Here is a 16189-nt window from a genome sequence, read left to right as displayed (position 1 = left end):
TTCCACGGAGCATGCCCGAGACCTGCCCTGTATGGCAATGCCGGTTGCGCGGTACACCGACGTCGCGGGCCCCGGACGGCCGCAATCGGTGACGGGCCGGTGACCGCGTGGTGCCCGGTCCGTTAGCCACGTGTCCATGCCCCCGCAGGCCTGCCGCGGGGGTCCGCCGGCATTCCGTACCGACCGGAACGCCGACCGAACCCCCGGGGAGCATCACGTGCCCGCACCCGTCCCGCCCACGCATCCGGAACCCGCCGCGCAGCCGGCGACCGATGTGGTCCGCTGGGCGGTGTTCGGCTGCCCGCTGGTACCGGCCGTCCTCCTGGCCCACGGCGACTCCGCCGGCGGCGCCGCGGCCGTCGCCCTCGGCCTGGCCGCGATCACCGTGGCCTGCCGGGTCCTGCTCCGCCGGTCCGCCCGGACGGCCGCCCGCGAAGGGTCCGGTCCGGCCCTCCGCCCGACCGAGGGGGCGCACAGGAGTGAGCGCACTCCGCGGGTCGTGCGCCGGTAGAACGACTGATTTCCGCACACGCGACCGTATATTTTCAGCCAACTTCAGGACTCAGTCGAATCCTTGTCGAAATGGCCGATCAACCCCCTTGCCAGCAGGCAGGAAGAGACCAAGCGGTACGCTTCCACCCCATGGGGACGGGCCATGAACGCCAGGCGCACTTCCCTGCACGACTCACGAGTGAAACGCTTCGTGATCGAATGCTTCCCGCCAGGTTGCCTTGTCGACATAAAGCCGGTTGGTGAACTTGTCACGACGGCACCACGGGACGCAGTAGATTCGATCTTGGGTGTCGAAGGCTGGGGACTCGTGCACGACCGAGGGGACATGTGCAGGTGCGACAGGCCCGTAAGGACCAGGAAGACGCGAACACCGAGGGGGGCTTAGCGTCATGAGCCAGGACTCCGCCACCGCAACGGAGGCTGTACGGAAGCTGAGCGGGCGTCGACGCCGTGAGGTCGTCGCCGTGCTGCTGTTCAGCGGTGGCCCCATCTTCGAGAGCTCCATTCCGCTCTCGGTGTTCGGGATCGACCGCCAGGACGCGGGAGTTCCGCGTTATCGGTTGCTCGTGTGCAGCGGCGAAGAGGGACCGCTGCGCACCACGGGGGGACTCGAACTGACCGCGCCCTACGGGCTGGAGGCGATCAGCAGGGCAGGCACCGTCGTGGTGCCCGCCTGGCGCTCGATCACCTCACCGCCGCCCGTGGAGGCGCTCGACGCACTGCGCCGCGCCCACGAAGAGGGCGCACGCATCGTGGGGCTGTGCACGGGAGCCTTCGTGCTCGCCGCCGCCGGTCTGCTGGACGGCCGGCCGGCCACCACGCACTGGATGTACGCGCCGACGCTGGCCAAGCGCTACCCGTCGGTGCACGTCGATCCGCGCGAGCTCTTCGTCGACGACGGCGATGTGCTCACCTCCGCCGGTACGGCGGCCGGGATCGACCTCTGTCTCCACATAGTCCGCTCGGACCACGGCACGGAGGCCGCCGGGGCACTGGCCCGCCGGCTCGTCGTGCCACCGCGGCGCAGTGGCGGCCAGGAGCGCTACCTCGACAGATCTTTACCGGAGGAAATCGGCTCCGACCCGCTCGCGGAGGTCGTGGCCTGGGCGCTGGAGCATCTGCACGAGCAGTTCGACGTGGAGACGCTGGCCGCGCGCGCCTATATGAGCAGACGGACCTTCGACCGGAGGTTCCGCTCACTCACGGGCAGCGCACCGCTCCAGTGGCTGATCACCCAGCGGGTGCTGCAGGCGCAGCGGCTGCTGGAGACGTCCGACTACTCGGTCGACGAGGTCGCGGGCCGCTGCGGCTTCCGCTCGCCGGTCGCGCTGCGCGGACACTTCCGGCGCCAGCTGGGGTCCTCCCCCGCCGCGTACCGGGCCGCGTACCGGGCCCGTCGTCCGCAGGGCGGCGGTCCGGAGCAGGTCGTCACGGCAGCCGAATCGGTGGTGCCCTCCCAGGGCAGCGCCGTGAGCCGTCGCGCCCCGCTGCCGGCCCAGGCGGGTCCGTCCACGGCCGGTCCGTCGGGTCCGTCCACGGCCGTCGCGGACGCGGGGCGCGGGGAGCACGGGAAACCGGGCTCCGAGGCGTACGCCGCGGGCCGCCCGGCCCTGCCGGGACAGCGGAGCGCCCCGTAGGGTGGGGCGCATGAACGACCGCATGGTGTGGATCGACTGCGAGATGACCGGGCTCTCGTTGACGGAAGACGCACTCATCGAGGTGGCCGCACTGGTCACCGACTCGGAGTTGAACGTGCTCGGCGAAGGGGTGGACATCGTGATCCGCCCGCCGGACGCGGCGCTGGAGACCATGCCCGAGGTGGTGCGGCAGATGCACACCGCCTCGGGCCTCCTCGACGAGCTGGCCGCGGGCACCACCCTGGCCGACGCCGAGGAACGGGTCCTGGCCTACATCCGCGAGCATGTGAAGGAGCCCGGCAAGGCCCCGCTCTGCGGGAACACGGTCGGCACGGACCGCGGCTTCCTGTCGCGGGACATGCCGTCGCTGGAGGGCTACCTCCACTACCGGATCGTCGATGTCTCCTCGGTCAAGGAGCTGGCCCGCCGCTGGTACCCGAGGGCGTACTTCAACAGTCCGCCCAAGAACGGCAACCATCGGGCGCTCGCCGACATCCGCGACTCGATCACGGAGATGCGGTACTACCGCGAGGCGGTCTTCGTCCCGCAGCCGGGCCCCGACTCGGAGCGTGCGAAGTCGATCGCTGCGCGCCTGTCGCAGCCCTCGGCCTAGGTCCTTCCTGAAGCCGCTGGTCACGGCCCTTTCCGGGGCCGGGATCAGCGGCGGGGAAACGGGGGCGCGAGCACCCTCTCGGACCCTGTACACTTTTTCTCGGCCGGTCGGAAACGCCCGGACATGGTGGGTATAGCTCAGACGGTAGAGCACCTGGTTGTGGTCCAGGATGTCGCGGGTTCGAGTCCCGTTACTCACCCTGAATGATGAAGGGCCGATCCGCTCAAGCGGATCGGCCCTTCATCATGTGCGGGGCGTATCCCTCCGCGTCCGCCCTCCGCCCGCCGCGCAGCGGTGGTGTCGGGTATCGAGCAGTCGACGAGAGGAACGTTTCATGCGCGCTCGGAGCATCGGTGCGGCCGCCGCCGCGGCATTGGCCCTGGTGGCTGCCCGCGACCTCGTCCAGAAGAAGCACGCACTGCTCAGGAACTTCCCCGTGGTCGGACACGCCCGGTACCTGCTGGAGACGATCGGGCCGGAGCTGCGGCAGTACGTCGTGACGTCCAACGAGGAAGAGCGCCCGTTCAGCCGTGACCAGCGCACCTGGATCTACGCGTCGGCGAAGGAGGAGAACAACTACTTCGGGTTCGGAACCGACGTGGACGTCGAGCATGTGCAAGGGCACGCGTACGTGAAACAGCGGACGTTCGCCGGTGCGCTGCCCGATCTGCACGACCCGCAGAGCCCACTGCCCTCGGCCAAGGTGCTGGGCGGCCCGCGCGGGCGCGCCAAGGCGTTCCGGCCTGCGAGCGTCGTGAACATCTCGGCGATGAGCTTCGGATCGCTGTCCGGCCCGGCCATCACGGCGCTCAACAAGGGCGCGGCGCTGGCCGGCGCGATGCAGAACACGGGCGAGGGCGGCCTCTCGCCGTATCACCGCAACGGCGGGGACCTCATCCTCCAGATCGGGACGTCGTACTTCGGCTGCCGCAACGAGGACGGCACCTTCAGCCTCGACAAGCTCAAGGACGTGGTCGCGGGCGCCCCGGTCAAGGCGATAGAGATCAAGCTCTCGCAGGGCGCGAAGCCGGGGCTCGGTGGGCTGCTGCCGGGCGCGAAGGTGACCCCCGAGATCGCCGGGATCCGCGGCATCCCGGTCGGCGAGGACTGCGCCTCACCTTCTCGGCACACCGCGTTCCACGACGTCGACTCGATGCTCGACTTCGTCGAGCTGCTCGCCACCACTACCGGTCTGCCGGTCGGGATCAAGAGCGCTGTCGGGGAGATGAGCTTCTGGGAGGAGCTGGCCACTCTGATGGCGCGGGGTGATCGCGGGGTCGACTTCGTGACCGTCGACGGAGGCGAGGGCGGCACCGGGGCGGCACCTCTCATCTTCTCCGACTCGGTGTCGCTGCCGTTCCGGATGGGCTTCTCCCGCGTCTACGGTGCGTTCGCGGAGCGGGGTCTGACGGACGACATCACCTTCATCGGTTCCGGCAAGCTCGGCCTGCCGGAGAACGCCGTCGTCGCGTTCGCCTTGGGCGTCGACATGATCAACGTCGCCCGCGAGGCGATGCTGTCCATCGGCTGCATCCAGGCGCAGAAATGCCACACCGACAAGTGCCCCACCGGCATCGCCACCCAGGACCCGTGGCTGGTGCGCGGCGTCGACGCGCCCTCGAAGGCCACGCGCGCCGCCGTTTACCTCCGCACCCTGCGCAAGGAGCTGCTGAAGATCTCGGGCGCTGTCGGCGTCGCCCACCCGGCACTCATCACGACCGCCGACATCGAGATCATGAACGGCGACTACGAAGCCCGCACCCTGGCGAGCGTCTACGGCTACAAGGACGGCTGGGGCGAGCTCGGCCCGGAGCTCGCCCAGGAGATCACCGCGCTCCTCACCACCGAACCTGCCCCTGTCCGTGAGGCCGGTACTGACGTGTGACGAGTTACCGGTGGCCGGTGCCTGACCCGGGGCTCACGCCCGTCCGGCGGCGCCGGGTAAGCGCCGAGCGGAGCTTGTGGGCCAGGCCCCGGGCCATCAGACGGAGCTGGTCGACCGGGCGGGGCTCGTTGTAGAGGACGAAGTCGTCGAAGCGGTGGATGCCGCGCCGGCCGGCAACGGCCTCGGCGGCATCCCGGACGGCCGCGAGATCAGCCGCGGTGAGCTGGAGCGCGCGCTCGTCGGGCTGGTAGGTGGCGCCGAGGGGGTAGTCGCGGCCCGGCTCGCTCGTCATCTCGATGTGGCAGCCGAGCACGTGGACCACCGTGTGCGCCTCGGCGAAGACGACCAGGCGGGCCAGAGTGGCGCGGAAAGCGGTGAAGTCGAATGCGTACAACCGGCCGGGCAGGACCGTGTCGCCGGTGAACATGATGCCGGTCCACGGGTCGTGGACGGTGATGGCGCTCCTGTGGTGGCCGGGCGAACCGAGGACGCCCAGTGCCCGCCCGCCGAGGTCGAAGGTGACGGCCCCGGTCGGCCAGCGGTCTCCGAAGCCGAAGAAGGAGCGGACAGCCTCCTCCTCCCGGGCGACCACGGTGGTCTCGGGACGGTCGGCGAACTGGGCGTCGGCGGCCACGTGATCGCCATGCCCATGGGTGTGCGCGACTACCAGGCCGTACCGTTCGCGCGGATGCCCGTCCAGCCACTCGGTGATCAGCCGGTCGACGGTCGTGCGCAGCGGGAACAGTTCCGGGTCGGCGGTGGCACCGGTGTCCAAGAGCAGGGCGCGTTCGTTGCCGAACAACAGGAAGAGAAACGGGGCCTCGTAGTTGGTCCGCTTGCTCTGGCGGAGGATCACCGTGTGCTCGTCGTAGTGATGGACTTGGATCCTTGGTTCGTCCGCCGTGCCGTGGATCCAGGCGACATCGAGGGATCCCTTGGCCGGTGTCCCGGAGGTGAAGTCGATCAATCCGTCAGTGCTCCGATTCATGCTCACTGTCCCCCGATTCGAATGCTGGTAGCGGCGTGGCCGCCATGAAGTACCGGACGTGACGCTGCCCGGGCAAACGGTCCGCACTGTCCTTCTCGGTCCGCGCGACGTACGGCGCGAGAAGGGCCTTCCACTGTTCTCTGAGCTCGGCGGCCTCGTCGGCGGAGAGCAGGGCCACCGCCGTGACCATGACGCCTGCCTTCTGCCGCCAGCTCACACTCCCGGCGTCCCGGCGTCCCACGTGGTCGAGGATTGCCTGGGCCTCCCGTTCGACGACGATCCGCTCCAGCGCCGGCCCGACGTCCGGACTGTCATCGGCAGCGATCCGCATCTCCCGCCTCGGGTCGGGCACCTGCCAGGCCCGTTCCCGCCGGTCGCGGCCCGGACCGGCATCCTCCACGAAGCCGTACTTGGCGAGTTGGCGCAGATGGAAAGAGCAGCTGGCCTGCGAGACCTCCAACACCCGGCCGCAGTGGGCGGCTGTCGCGGGCCCAGCCGCGGTCAGTAGCTCCAGCAGATCGAGCCGGAGCGGGTGGGCCAACGCCCTGATTGCCTTCGGGTCACTGATCCTCATATCCCAAAGAATACTTTGGGATTCACTGATGCCAAAGGGTTCTTTGGTATCTCGCGATCGGCGCATCGCCGTGGCGCGCCCCGCAGTGGCCCGTCACTCCTTGCCGGACGCAGCCTGAACGATCGGCCGACGGCAGCCCTGGACCTGGCGACCGACTGCCGAATCCGGAGGGACCGACCGCTCAGGAGACACACGACCCGCCCTCACGTACACGCACCCACGCCCGTGCCCGTGCCCGTGCCGGGAGACGACGCTCCACCCCACTCGGCCAGCACCCGGTCGACGAGCCGGTTCGTGTACAGGCGGCGAGTGTCCCTCTCGCCGAGGTTCTCAAGGGCGACAAGGATCAGGCCCCGATCGGCAACGGCGGCCGAGCGGAGTTCGATGACCTCTTCTCGCGTCAGCCCGTCGACACCCGGCGACGGGCCGTCAGCACCCGCCAGGGCGACGACCTCAGCCGCCTCGGCCGACGATTCCCGTACGTCCGCAACAGCCCGGGAGAACGCCGCCGACGGGGGCGCAACGGCGTGCCCCTGCACCACCCGCCGATCGGGCCCGTCGGTCCGCCCGTCATGGTTCAGGGCCGCCGTGATGTACGCCGCCGGACGGGCCGGCCTCCAGTCGAGGGCGAGGCCGTGCAACTCGGCCGCGATGTCGTGGGCGCCGAGGCCACGGTCGATCAGCGGGCGCAGCGCGAACGCCAACCGGCGCAACCCCTCCGGCTGCGTCCAGGCAACCAGCGGGCGCACCTGCCGGGCGAGGGCGATGTCCCTGGCGACCTGGAGGGGGTGTCGTGGCGGCGGGCGGTTGCCGCTCTTCGAGGGCCTGGGGCTCCGGTCTCTCCAACCGCGCCCGGCCGCCGGGCCCCTCCCGCCACCCCTGCCCCTCGGACCCTGGGGAGTTGACGCGGTCGCGGACGTCGCGCGCTCGCGCGAGGTGTAGTTCAACCTCCCACTCGGATCAACCTTGGGCACGTCGTGGCGGGACCCGGGAGAATGGGGTGCACGCCCGCCTGAACTGGGCCTATCCACATCCGAGTTATCCACAGGGTGGCCTGCCGTTCGGAAGGCGTCCACGGCACGAGCCCGACCCGGGTCCGTCACCCCGACCACCCGCGCCCCGTACCCGACCCCCTCCAGCCGGTATCCCATCGCCTCGTCGTACACGGGCGGGATCGTCGCCGCGTAGATCGTCGCCGTACCCGCGTACGACCGGCCGGGTAACCGCAGGTTCCGCTTCGATCCGTGCCTCCGCCACACCAGCACGCCCAGCTCTCGCAGGACCCGGACATGCCGCTTCACCGTCGCCACCGACACCCCGCACCGGACAGCGGTGCGCTCCAGGTCGTACAGCACGAAGCCCAGCCGGTAATCCATCCGCCCGGCCAGATCCCGCGCGACAACCAGCGTCGTCGCCCCTGCCCCTCGGTGCAGGCGCGCCTCGACGAGCCACTCCACAGCACGCAGCCACACCCGCGGCTGCGCATGCCGGGACGCCGTGGCCTCAAGTTCCTGGAGAGCGCGGGGTACGGGGGTCCATGCCGGGTCCGGGCAGGCCGGAGAAGCGCAGCACGAAGCCGCGCCGGTGGGGTGGCGCATCACAGTCCGTGGGGTGAGGGGGCGGCCGCGCGGGCCGCAGAGTCAGCGGGGAGCGATCAGCAGACTTGCGCTACGAGGGCCGCCCTGACCGCAGCATCGGCGGGGCCCAGGGGAGCCCGGCCGGGCGGGAGGGGCCTCATTCGATAGCGCAGGAGTGGTCACCGCGTGGGCGATGGCCGAGCGATCCGCGACGAATCCCTCTCGCAGCTGGGAGTCGGTTCACCGATCAGCGGGGTGACGATCCGACGGTCACCGTAAGCGGGCATGTTCGATACGCTCATCGGAGCGCCTTTCTCTCTCAGGGATCTTGTGCGCTTCGGCCGGGCGGTGGTCAAGACCGCTCGGCCGTCTTCCTACTGCGCCGGGGACTCGTCGCCGACTGAACCCTCGGTGACAGCCTTTTTGCGTGCCTTCGTCCCCCACGCCCCGCCGTGACCTCGCTCGATGTCCTGCACCGTGCCGAGCGAGACCCCCAGCCGAGCGGCGATCTTTCGGTAGGACACCTTCTCGGCACGCAACGCGAGAACTGCTTCACGGCGCATCTCCCGCAGACGGGGCGCTCGCGCGCTGTGGTCCGCGAGGACTTGACTGATGGCTGCCGCCCTTTCGGTCGGATCCTCGATTCCCTCCAGCTCCGACAAGGCGTCAAATACCCGCTTCGCCACTTTGCTCACGTCGTCGGTCACGCCCGCATCCCTTCATGGGCGCGTCCCGGTTGACCAAGCGTATGCCATGCCATACGTTGGCGCCAAGACAGCCCGCTCTGTCGTGCAACAAAGCCCCGACCTGGTGGCGACACACCGAGTCGGGGCCATAGGAACCGGGCCGGTGACGACACACCGGGCCCGACACCCCGACAAGGCAATGACACGCCAAGCCGGGACCAGCCAGACCCCTGCTCCCAGCAGAAGACTCGCCATGCACCATCCTTCCACCCGTCGGACCCGCCGCGCGGCCGGGAGCAACAGCGCATGGCCCAACCGCAAGGGTGCGCGTGACACCCGGCATCCAGCTCTCTACGCACTGTTGCACCCAGGGCTTGTCTGGGTACGGTGCGCGGCACCCCTACCCAGGAGGCTTCAATGACCCGTTACCTGCGCAAGGTCGGCACCAACTCTGGCAACGACGGCTGCCCGACCTTGTACGAGGTCCCCGGAACAGACGGGTACGTGGTCCAGGGCGACCGCGTCACCGACCCCGGCGAACTCACCCAGCTGGACAACCTCACCTCCGACGAGGGCGCGGTTACCGTGCCCCGCGAATTGCTCGCCAACTTCGGGCCGAAGGAGCCGGTGCACGTGCCGCAGCTGATCAGCTTCGAAGAATTCGGCGCAATGTTCGCCAAGGTGAAGCATTCCGCTTGGCGTCTGGAGACCCGTCGTCGGTACGCCTCCGACGAGGCGACCGACACCTACCGTGAGTTCACTGCGGGCCGGACCGTGAGCTGGGACCTGGACGACGAATGGTGCACCAACCGCCGGGAGCGGTCGGAACTCGGGGTCAGGTTCGAGAGGGTGAGGATCCTGGACGAGCCACCCACGCCGGGGCAGCTGTACCTCCTCGACAACGCGCGGCGGAACACGGCGGTCGGAGAGGACATCCGCACGCTGTCCCGGTCCACGGCAGAGGAGTTGAGGTTGCCGGCCGAGGACTTCTGGGTCTTCGACAGCCGAGTCGTGGCTCTGCTGGTCTTCGACGACGAGGACCGGATGACCGGCGTCGAACTGATCACCAACCCGGTGGAGGTCCTGCGTTATGCGCAGGTCCGCGAGGCCGCTTGGCACCATGCCTCCCCGTACGACCAGCCGCGGAGGTAGCTTCGATACGTGAGCACGGACTATCAGCAGGCCAGGGTGTCTCTCGGTGCGCGGCTACGGGAACTGCGCGCCGAGGTCACCGGCCGGGACCTCGCGGCCCGCCTGGGCTGGCCGCAGTCGAAGGTGTCCAAGCTGGAGACGGGCCGGCAGACGGCCACGCCGACGGACCTCAAGGACTGGGCGGTGGCGACCGGGCACCCGGCAGTCGCCGGGGAGCTTCAGGCTCGACTGGAAGGGCTGGAGTCCCATACACGCTCGTGGCGCAGGCAGTTGCGGGCCGGACACAAACCGGTGCAGGACGCCCTCATGGTCGAGTACGAGCGGTCGACCGAGCTGCGCGCCTGGCAGAGCTCCATGGTCGTCGGGTTGCTCCAGACCCCGGACTACGCCCGTGCCCTGTTCGCGCGGTTCGCTGAACTCCACCGCGCACCCCGGGACATAGACGAGGCGGTGCGGTCCCGGATGCGTCGGCAGGATCTGCTGTACCAGCCGGGCCGGACGTTCCACATCCTGATGTGGGAGGCCGCACTCCACGCTGGAGTGTGTCCGCCCGCAGTCCTTGCCGCGCAGCTCGACCGGCTGGCCGGTGTGATCGGGCTGGACACGGTGAGGCTCGGCATCGTCCCGTTCGGCGCCCAGGTCGCGGTGCCGCCCGGCCCCGGATTCTGGATGTACGACGACCGGCTGGCCATCGTCGAGGACTGGCACGCGGAGCTGTGGCTGGACGACGAGCCGACGCTGACCGTGTATCAGCGGGTGTGGGACGCACTCAACGCGTCGGCGGTGTACGGGTCAACGGCACATCGACTGATCAGCAGGGCGCGGGCCCAGATCGTGCACCCGTGAGCATTGCCGGGAATCACCAAGGTGTGCCGGAGAATTTTCGAGAATCAGCGGAGACTCATATTCGCGTGACTCCCTAACGTGCAGGTCATGGCCTCACGGACACGTACTCCGGGATCGGAATGGCTGGCGCTCTCCTCCCCCGACCCGGTGAGAACACACCGGGCATGGGCTGCCGGAGAACTCGCCCGACTGCACTCGGGCCGACTGTGGACGGCCGTTGAAGCAGACGTGCGCCGATCGGTCGACGCGATGCAGCGCATCGGCCCGGACCGGCTCGGTCCGGTGCTCGTCCATCCGTCGGCGGACCTCGCATGGTGGCTCGTCCCGTGCGGGTCCGAGGAGGAGCTGGCGAGCGTTGACTTCCTGAGCGTTCACGCGGCCGGCCGGCCGCTCCGCTGCCCACCGGCCGAACGATATGTGGACGGCCTGGGATGGCTGGAGAAGCCGGACGGCTCCGGACGGCTCACCGACCCCGCCGTGCTGGGCGCCGCGTTCCGACCGGGTCGCCGGCTGCGGGCGGGGGCGTTCTGTTGAGCCCGCCCCTGACGGAACCGCTGCCGCCCGTCGCATCACTGTCTGCCCAGCAGCTGCGTGGCACCAACTGCGTTTGGTGTTCAGCCGAACTGACAGCGAAGACAGCCGTCAATCTCGGGGCCCGACCGGAGTACGAGGGCGCGTCCGTATTCATCTTTCCCCGACGCTGTCGGCCCTGCCCGAAAGAGGTACCCGGTGACTCACACCTCAGCAGGACGATGCAGCCCCGGCACCGGAGTGAGGACACATACAAGAAGTGGGTGGGCCACACGTACGTGTGTGAACTTTGCGGCCTTGGACTGTGCCCGGAGGGTCTGCGTCTGGGGCGGCAGTGGAGGCACGACCGTCGGCAGGAGGCGCGGCCGTGATCTGCGTCGACTGCGATCGGGTGATCACGGGAGCGTACGTCGTGGTTGCCGTCGGCGACTCGATGTCAGCGGCCCGGCAGGACTTCCACGCCCACCCGCCGCAGGCTCCGGACTGCCTGCCCCGCACCGAGCACAGGCGGAGGTTCCGTCGAGAGCTCGACGCCAAGCACTCCCCTCCGGAGCGGCCTTGAGCCGCGCAGACCGGGCCCCGGACTCGGCCACCGGGGCCGCGGTCATGGACCTGATCGTGCGGCTCGGGCGCGGCCACGGGACCACGGTCCTGATTGCCACGCACGAGGGGCAGGTGGCCGAGGCCTGTGACCGGGTGATCGGACTGCGGGACGGGCGGACGGTCACCGACTCGGGCTGACGAGGCCGCCCGGGGAAGGACGGGACCGGAACAGGGCCGGTGTACGGGGCGCGGGTGCGCCCCGTCCGGCCTCGCCCCCTGTGGACGAGCCGTCGGCCCGGCCGGGGTTGCCGGCTGCCACGGTCCCGGTGCCCGGGTCGAGAACCGCCGGACAGCGTCGCGGTGCCCCCTCCGGTCGGGCCCCCGTCGGCCGGCCGCGGAACGGCGAGCGCGAGGAGCCGTTCCCTCGGCGCCGACCGGTCAGCGGAACGCGGCGACGTGGCGGGCGGCCCAGTCGGCGAAGGAACCCGCGGGGCGGCCGAGGATCCGCTCGACGTCCGGGCTGATGCGCAGCTCGGCCGGGCTCGGGGAACCGATGATGTCCAGGGTGTCGTCGGCGAGCTCCCCCGGCATGCTCCGGCTCATGGCGGCCTTGGCCTCGGCGCGGGTGAGTTCGTGGAACGTCACCGGTGTGCCCAGCGCGGCGGCGATGGCCTCCGTCTGCCCGCGCGGAGTGATCACCTCCGGACCGGTCAGCTCGTAGGCGCCGCCGATGTGCCGGTCGTCCAGCAGGCAGGCCGCCGCGACAGCGGCGATGTCCGCAGGGTCGATGACCGGCACCCCGATCTCACCGAACGGCGCGGCGACGAGCCGTCGCGTGCGGACGGACTCGGCCCACCACAGGGCGTTGGAGGCGAAGCCGCCCGGCCGCAGGATGGACCACTCCGGGCCGGACTCGCGCAGCACGTCCTCCAGCTCGCGCATCGCGATCCGCGTCGAGCCGAAGGGCCTGGTCACCACGCCCAGCGTGGAGAGCAGGACGACCCGCCGGACCCCGGCGGCCACGGCTTCGCCGATGATGTCGGCGGGGCCGGCTCCGGCGGCGTGCAGGTCGCCCGAGAGCAGCAGGAACAGTGCCTCCGCCCCGTCCAGCGCGGGCTTGAGGCCGGCCGGCTCGGCCAGGTCGGCCACCACGTGACGGACGCCGTTCGGCACCGGCGCCGTGTGCCGTGACACGGCCGTCACCTCTCGGCCCGCCTCGGCCAGCGCCTGCGTCAACGGCCGGCCGATGTTTCCCGTAGCCCCGGTCACCACGATCATGATCTGCTCCCTGTCGGTTGCCCTTTGTCGCCTGCACGCTAGGAGCAAGGACTAACTTTTGGTAAGGGCATACCTTTGGGTAAGCTCATGCCATGACGGGAAGCGTGCAGGACAGGCAGGCCGGGGCGGGGAAGCCGTATGACGTGTTTCACACCGACTGCCCCGCCCGGAACGTGATCGACCACGTGACCAGCAGGTGGGGCGTCTGGGTGCTGATCTCGCTGCGCGGCAACGGCCTCCGGTTCTACGAGCTGCGCGAGAGCATCCAGGGCATCAGCGAGAAGATGCTCGCCCAGACGCTGCGCGCGCTGGTCCAGGACGGCCTGGTCTGGAGAGAGGTCGAGCCGACGACGCCACCCCAGGTCACCTACGGGCTGACCGCGTTCGGCCGGGAGGTCCGCGAGCCGCTGACGGACCTGTTCGACCTGGTCACGCAGCGGCTGTCACCGAGCAGCGCGGGATAGCGCGGTACGCACAGAGCACGCTCATGCCGCCGATCGCGGAACGACCCGACGGCATCCCCGCGGCTTCCCCCGCCGCCACCCTCACGACGAGTCCCGGACCACCAGCTCGGTCGGCAGCACGATCTGCGGGCGCTCGGCGCTCTCGCCCGCGATCTGCTCCAGCAGCACCCGGGTCATCGCCCGGCCCATCTCCTCGATCGGCTGGCGCACGCTCGTCAGCGCCGGGTCCATGTGACGGGCCACGGCCGAGTCGTCGAAGCCGATGAGGGCCACGTCGTCCGGGATGCGCCGGCCGGCCTCGCGCAGCACCTGGCGGGCGCCCGCGGCCATCAGGTCGGACGCGGCGAAGACCGCGTCCACGTCCGGGCGGCGGGCGAGCAGTTCACGCATGGCACGGACGCCGCCCTCCTCGGAGAAGTCGGCCGGGGCGATCAGCCGCTCATCGGGTTCGTGGCCCGCGTCGGCGAGGGCCTTGCGGTAGCCGTCGAGGCGCCGCTGGGAGGCGTAGACGTCCAGCCGGCCGGTGATGGTCGCGATGGAGCGGCGGCCCCGGGAGACGAGGTGCTCGACGGCTCCGCGGGCGCCCTCGAAGTTGTCCGAGTCGACCGAGGGCAGCGGCTCGGTGGCGGACCTGCGGCCGTTCATGACGGCGGGCATGCCGAGCTGTTCCAGCAGATCGGGCAGCGGGTCGTCGGCGTGCACGGAGACCAACAGGACGCCGTCCACGCGGTGCGCGGTCAGGTACTGAGCGAGTCTTCGGCGTTCCCGGTCGCTGCCGACGAGGGTGAGCAGCAGCTGCATCTCGGTGTCGGCGAGGGCCGCTCCCACGCCGCGGACGATGTCGGAGAAGTAGGGCTCCGCGAAGAAGCGGCTCTCCGACTCGGGAACGACGAGCGCGATGGCGTCCGTCCGGTTCCCGGCCAGGGCGCGGGCCGCCCGGTTGGGTACGTACCCGAGCTCGGCGACGGCCGCCTCCACCGCCTCGCGCGTGTGCGCGCTGACCCGTGGTGAACCGTTGATGACCCGCGAGGCGGTGCCGCGCCCCACCCCTGCCCGTGCCGCGACCTCTTCGAGCGTGGGCCGGCCCCCGCTCCGTACTCGCGCTGCCGTCATGGCTGCCTCCCGTTCGCGGTCAATTTCTCACAGTCGGATAACCAAACCAAGTCCTGGCGTTGGCTCCCTTGACACTCGACGGGACCGGCCCGCCCTTCCACGGGCCAGATCGTGGGAGCGCTCCCACTCTACGCGCGTGGCCAACGGGGCCGCGCAGGTGGCGGGGGTGGACGGAGAAAACGGCCGCGAACACGACGGAGACCCGGCACGGGGCCGGGTCTCAGAAGTGGCGCAGGGATCGGAAAAGGATCAGGAAAGGCCCGCCGACGGCAGGGCGTGGCGCCGGATCACATCGGAGTACCAGTGGGCACTCGCCTTGGGGATGCGGCGCTGGGAGGCGTAGTCGACGTACACGGTGCCGAAGCGCTTCGAATAGCCGTACGCCCACTCGAAGTTGTCCATCAGCGACCACAGGAAGTAGCCGCGGACGTCCGCACCGTCCGCCACCGCACGCTGCACGGCGTCGAGGTGGCCGTGCAGGTAGGCGATCCGCTCGGGGTCCTCCACCCGGCCCTCGGGCGAGACGTAGTCGTCGAAGGCGGCGCCGTTCTCCGTGACCATCAGCGGCAGGCCGGGGTGGTCGCGGGTGACGTCCATCAGCAGGTGGTAGAGGCCGTCGGGGTCGATCGACCAGTTCATCGCGGTGCGCTCCTTCCCCTCGGCGAGGTGGAAGGCGACGTGCTCGGAACCGGGCCACGGGGAGAACGCGCTGGCGCCGTGGACATCGTTGCCAGAACCGCTCTCGCCCTTCTCCGGCAAGGAGACCAGCGTCGGCGTGTAGTAGTTCACGCCGAGGACGTCGACGGGGCGCGAGATCGCGGCCAGGTCGCCGTCCTGGACCAGCTTCGACCAGTCCACCAGGTGCGCGGTGTCGGCGAGCAGGTCCTCGGGGTACTCGCCGCGCAGCATCGGGCCGGTGAAGATCCGGTTGCCGACCGCGTCGATCCGGCGGGCGGCGTCCGCGTCGGCCGCGCTCGCGGTCAGCGGGCGGACCTGGTGGAGGTTGAGGGTGACCGAGGTCTGCGCGCCAGCGGGGAGTTGATCGCGCAGAACCTCGATCGCCCGGCCATGGGCGAGGTTGAGGTGATGGGCCGCCCGCAGAGCGGCGGCGGGCTCGGTGCGGCCGGGGGCGTGCACACCGGATCCGTATCCGAGGAAGGCCGAGCACCACGGCTCGTTGAAGGTGGTCCAGGTCGCGACCCGGTCGCCGAGCGCGCCCGCCATGATGGCGGCGTAGTCGGCGAACCGGTCGGTGGTGACCCGCTGGGGCCAGCCGCCGGCGTCCTCCAACTCCTGGGGCAGGTCCCAGTGGTAGAGGGTCGCGACGGGGGCGATGTCCGCTTCGAGCAGTTCGTCGACGAGCTTGCGGTAGAAGTCCAGACCGCGCTCGACGGCGGGACCGCGGCCGGTGGGCTGCACCCGGGACCAGGAGATCGAGAAGCGGTACGCCTTCAGCCCCAGCTGCTTCATCAGCGCCACGTCGTCGCGGAAGCGGTGGTAGTGATCGGCGGCGATGTCGCCGGTGTCACCGTTGTGGACCTTGCCGGGGGTATGGCTGAAGGTGTCCCAGATGGAAGGGGTGCGGCCGTCCTCGGCAGCGGCGCCCTCGACCTGGTAGGCGGCGGTGGCCGCTCCCCAGACGAAGCCCGTCGGGAATCGCGTTGCCTCGGGCGCCTGCTTCGGGGCGATGTCGGGTCGTACGGCAGTCATGCGGGAGCGCTCCCAGGGGTGGACGGACAGGGGCGGGAAGTGGAACTCCGGAGCCCGTACGGTCCGCGGGGCGGGCGCG

The 16189-nt window shown here is 70.3% G+C and carries 16 protein-coding genes and 1 tRNA gene; 10 read left to right on the top strand and 7 right to left on the bottom strand.

The features are described from left to right. The first annotated feature begins 217 nt into the window (after positions 1–217). The 5 genes from OG959_RS25310 to OG959_RS25290 all read left to right on the top strand — a co-directional run bounded on the left by OG959_RS25310 (position 218) and on the right by OG959_RS25290 (position 4648). The gene (locus OG959_RS25310; protein ID WP_326662000.1) at positions 218–511 is read left to right on the top strand and encodes a hypothetical protein; all 294 of its coding nucleotides are present in this window, start codon (positions 218–220) and stop codon (positions 509–511) included. Positions 512–902: 391 nt separating this feature from the next. Next, positions 903–2150, top strand: a complete 1248-nt coding sequence (locus OG959_RS25305; protein WP_326661999.1) for a helix-turn-helix domain-containing protein — start codon at positions 903–905, stop codon at positions 2148–2150. A 10-nt stretch (positions 2151–2160) separates the two neighbouring features. After that, the gene (gene orn / locus OG959_RS25300) at positions 2161–2763 is read left to right on the top strand and encodes an oligoribonuclease (protein WP_148018804.1); all 603 of its coding nucleotides are present in this window, start codon (positions 2161–2163) and stop codon (positions 2761–2763) included. A 126-nt stretch (positions 2764–2889) separates the two neighbouring features. Then, positions 2890–2962: transfer RNA gene (locus OG959_RS25295), tRNA-His, on the top strand. A gap of 135 nt (positions 2963–3097) precedes the next feature. Next, a complete protein-coding gene (locus tag OG959_RS25290; protein WP_326661996.1) occupies positions 3098–4648 on the top strand; it encodes an FMN-binding glutamate synthase family protein in 1551 nt (516 codons plus the stop codon). Positions 4649–4652: 4 nt separating this feature from the next. Here OG959_RS25290 and OG959_RS25285 read toward each other — a convergent pair whose 3' ends face one another. The 4 genes from OG959_RS25285 to OG959_RS25270 form a co-directional block, all read right to left on the bottom strand. Further along, positions 4653–5636 carry an MBL fold metallo-hydrolase gene (locus OG959_RS25285; protein ID WP_326661994.1) on the bottom strand — a complete coding sequence of 328 codons (984 nt, stop codon included), beginning with the start codon at positions 5634–5636 and terminating at the stop codon, positions 4653–4655. Then, positions 5620–6210: a winged helix-turn-helix domain-containing protein gene (locus OG959_RS25280; protein WP_326661993.1), complete on the bottom strand. Its 591-nt coding sequence runs from the start codon at positions 6208–6210 to the stop codon at positions 5620–5622. The genes OG959_RS25285 and OG959_RS25280 overlap by 17 nt, the downstream gene beginning before the upstream one ends. A gap of 203 nt (positions 6211–6413) precedes the next feature. After that, complete coding sequence (locus OG959_RS25275) at positions 6414–6959, bottom strand: hypothetical protein (RefSeq protein WP_326661992.1); 546 nt, start codon at positions 6957–6959, stop codon at positions 6414–6416. Positions 6960–8161: 1202 nt separating this feature from the next. Next, entirely contained in the window at positions 8162–8494 is a 333-nt protein-coding gene (locus OG959_RS25270) for a helix-turn-helix domain-containing protein (RefSeq protein WP_326661990.1), read from the bottom strand. Positions 8495–8890: 396 nt separating this feature from the next. Between OG959_RS25270 and OG959_RS25265 the strand changes: the two genes are divergently transcribed. From OG959_RS25265 to OG959_RS25250, 4 genes are all read left to right on the top strand, one after another. After that, positions 8891–9625 carry a DUF6879 family protein gene (locus OG959_RS25265; RefSeq protein ID WP_326661989.1) on the top strand — a complete coding sequence of 245 codons (735 nt, stop codon included), beginning with the start codon at positions 8891–8893 and terminating at the stop codon, positions 9623–9625. A gap of 9 nt (positions 9626–9634) precedes the next feature. Then, complete coding sequence (locus tag OG959_RS25260) at positions 9635–10471, top strand: helix-turn-helix domain-containing protein (protein ID WP_326661987.1); 837 nt, start codon at positions 9635–9637, stop codon at positions 10469–10471. Positions 10472–10699: 228 nt separating this feature from the next. After that, a complete protein-coding gene (locus OG959_RS25255) occupies positions 10700–11005 on the top strand; it encodes a hypothetical protein (protein WP_326661985.1) in 306 nt (101 codons plus the stop codon). 555 nt (positions 11006–11560) lie between these two features. Then, positions 11561–11743, top strand: a complete 183-nt coding sequence (locus OG959_RS25250; protein ID WP_326661983.1) for a hypothetical protein — start codon at positions 11561–11563, stop codon at positions 11741–11743. A gap of 240 nt (positions 11744–11983) precedes the next feature. Here OG959_RS25250 and OG959_RS25245 read toward each other — a convergent pair whose 3' ends face one another. Further along, positions 11984–12823 carry an SDR family oxidoreductase gene (locus tag OG959_RS25245; RefSeq protein WP_326661981.1) on the bottom strand — a complete coding sequence of 280 codons (840 nt, stop codon included), beginning with the start codon at positions 12821–12823 and terminating at the stop codon, positions 11984–11986. Between the two features lie 92 nt (positions 12824–12915). Between OG959_RS25245 and OG959_RS25240 the strand changes: the two genes are divergently transcribed. Beyond that, entirely contained in the window at positions 12916–13287 is a 372-nt protein-coding gene (locus OG959_RS25240; protein WP_326661979.1) for a winged helix-turn-helix transcriptional regulator, read from the top strand. 81 nt (positions 13288–13368) lie between these two features. Here the strand turns inward: OG959_RS25240 and OG959_RS25235 are convergent, their stop codons facing one another. Beyond that, entirely contained in the window at positions 13369–14400 is a 1032-nt protein-coding gene (locus OG959_RS25235) for a LacI family DNA-binding transcriptional regulator (RefSeq protein WP_326661977.1), read from the bottom strand. Positions 14401–14649: 249 nt separating this feature from the next. Continuing rightward, positions 14650–16110, bottom strand: coding sequence for a GH1 family beta-glucosidase (locus OG959_RS25230; RefSeq protein WP_326661975.1), 1461 nt, complete (start codon positions 16108–16110; stop codon positions 14650–14652). Positions 16111–16189 lie beyond the last annotated feature (79 nt).

It is taken from the genome of Streptomyces sp. NBC_00385 (assembly GCF_035917155.1).
GTDB lineage: Bacteria > Actinomycetota > Actinomycetes > Streptomycetales > Streptomycetaceae > Streptomyces > Streptomyces poriferorum.
Note: the sequence above shows the minus strand (reverse complement) of the source record. Positions and strands in the feature narration are given on the sequence as shown.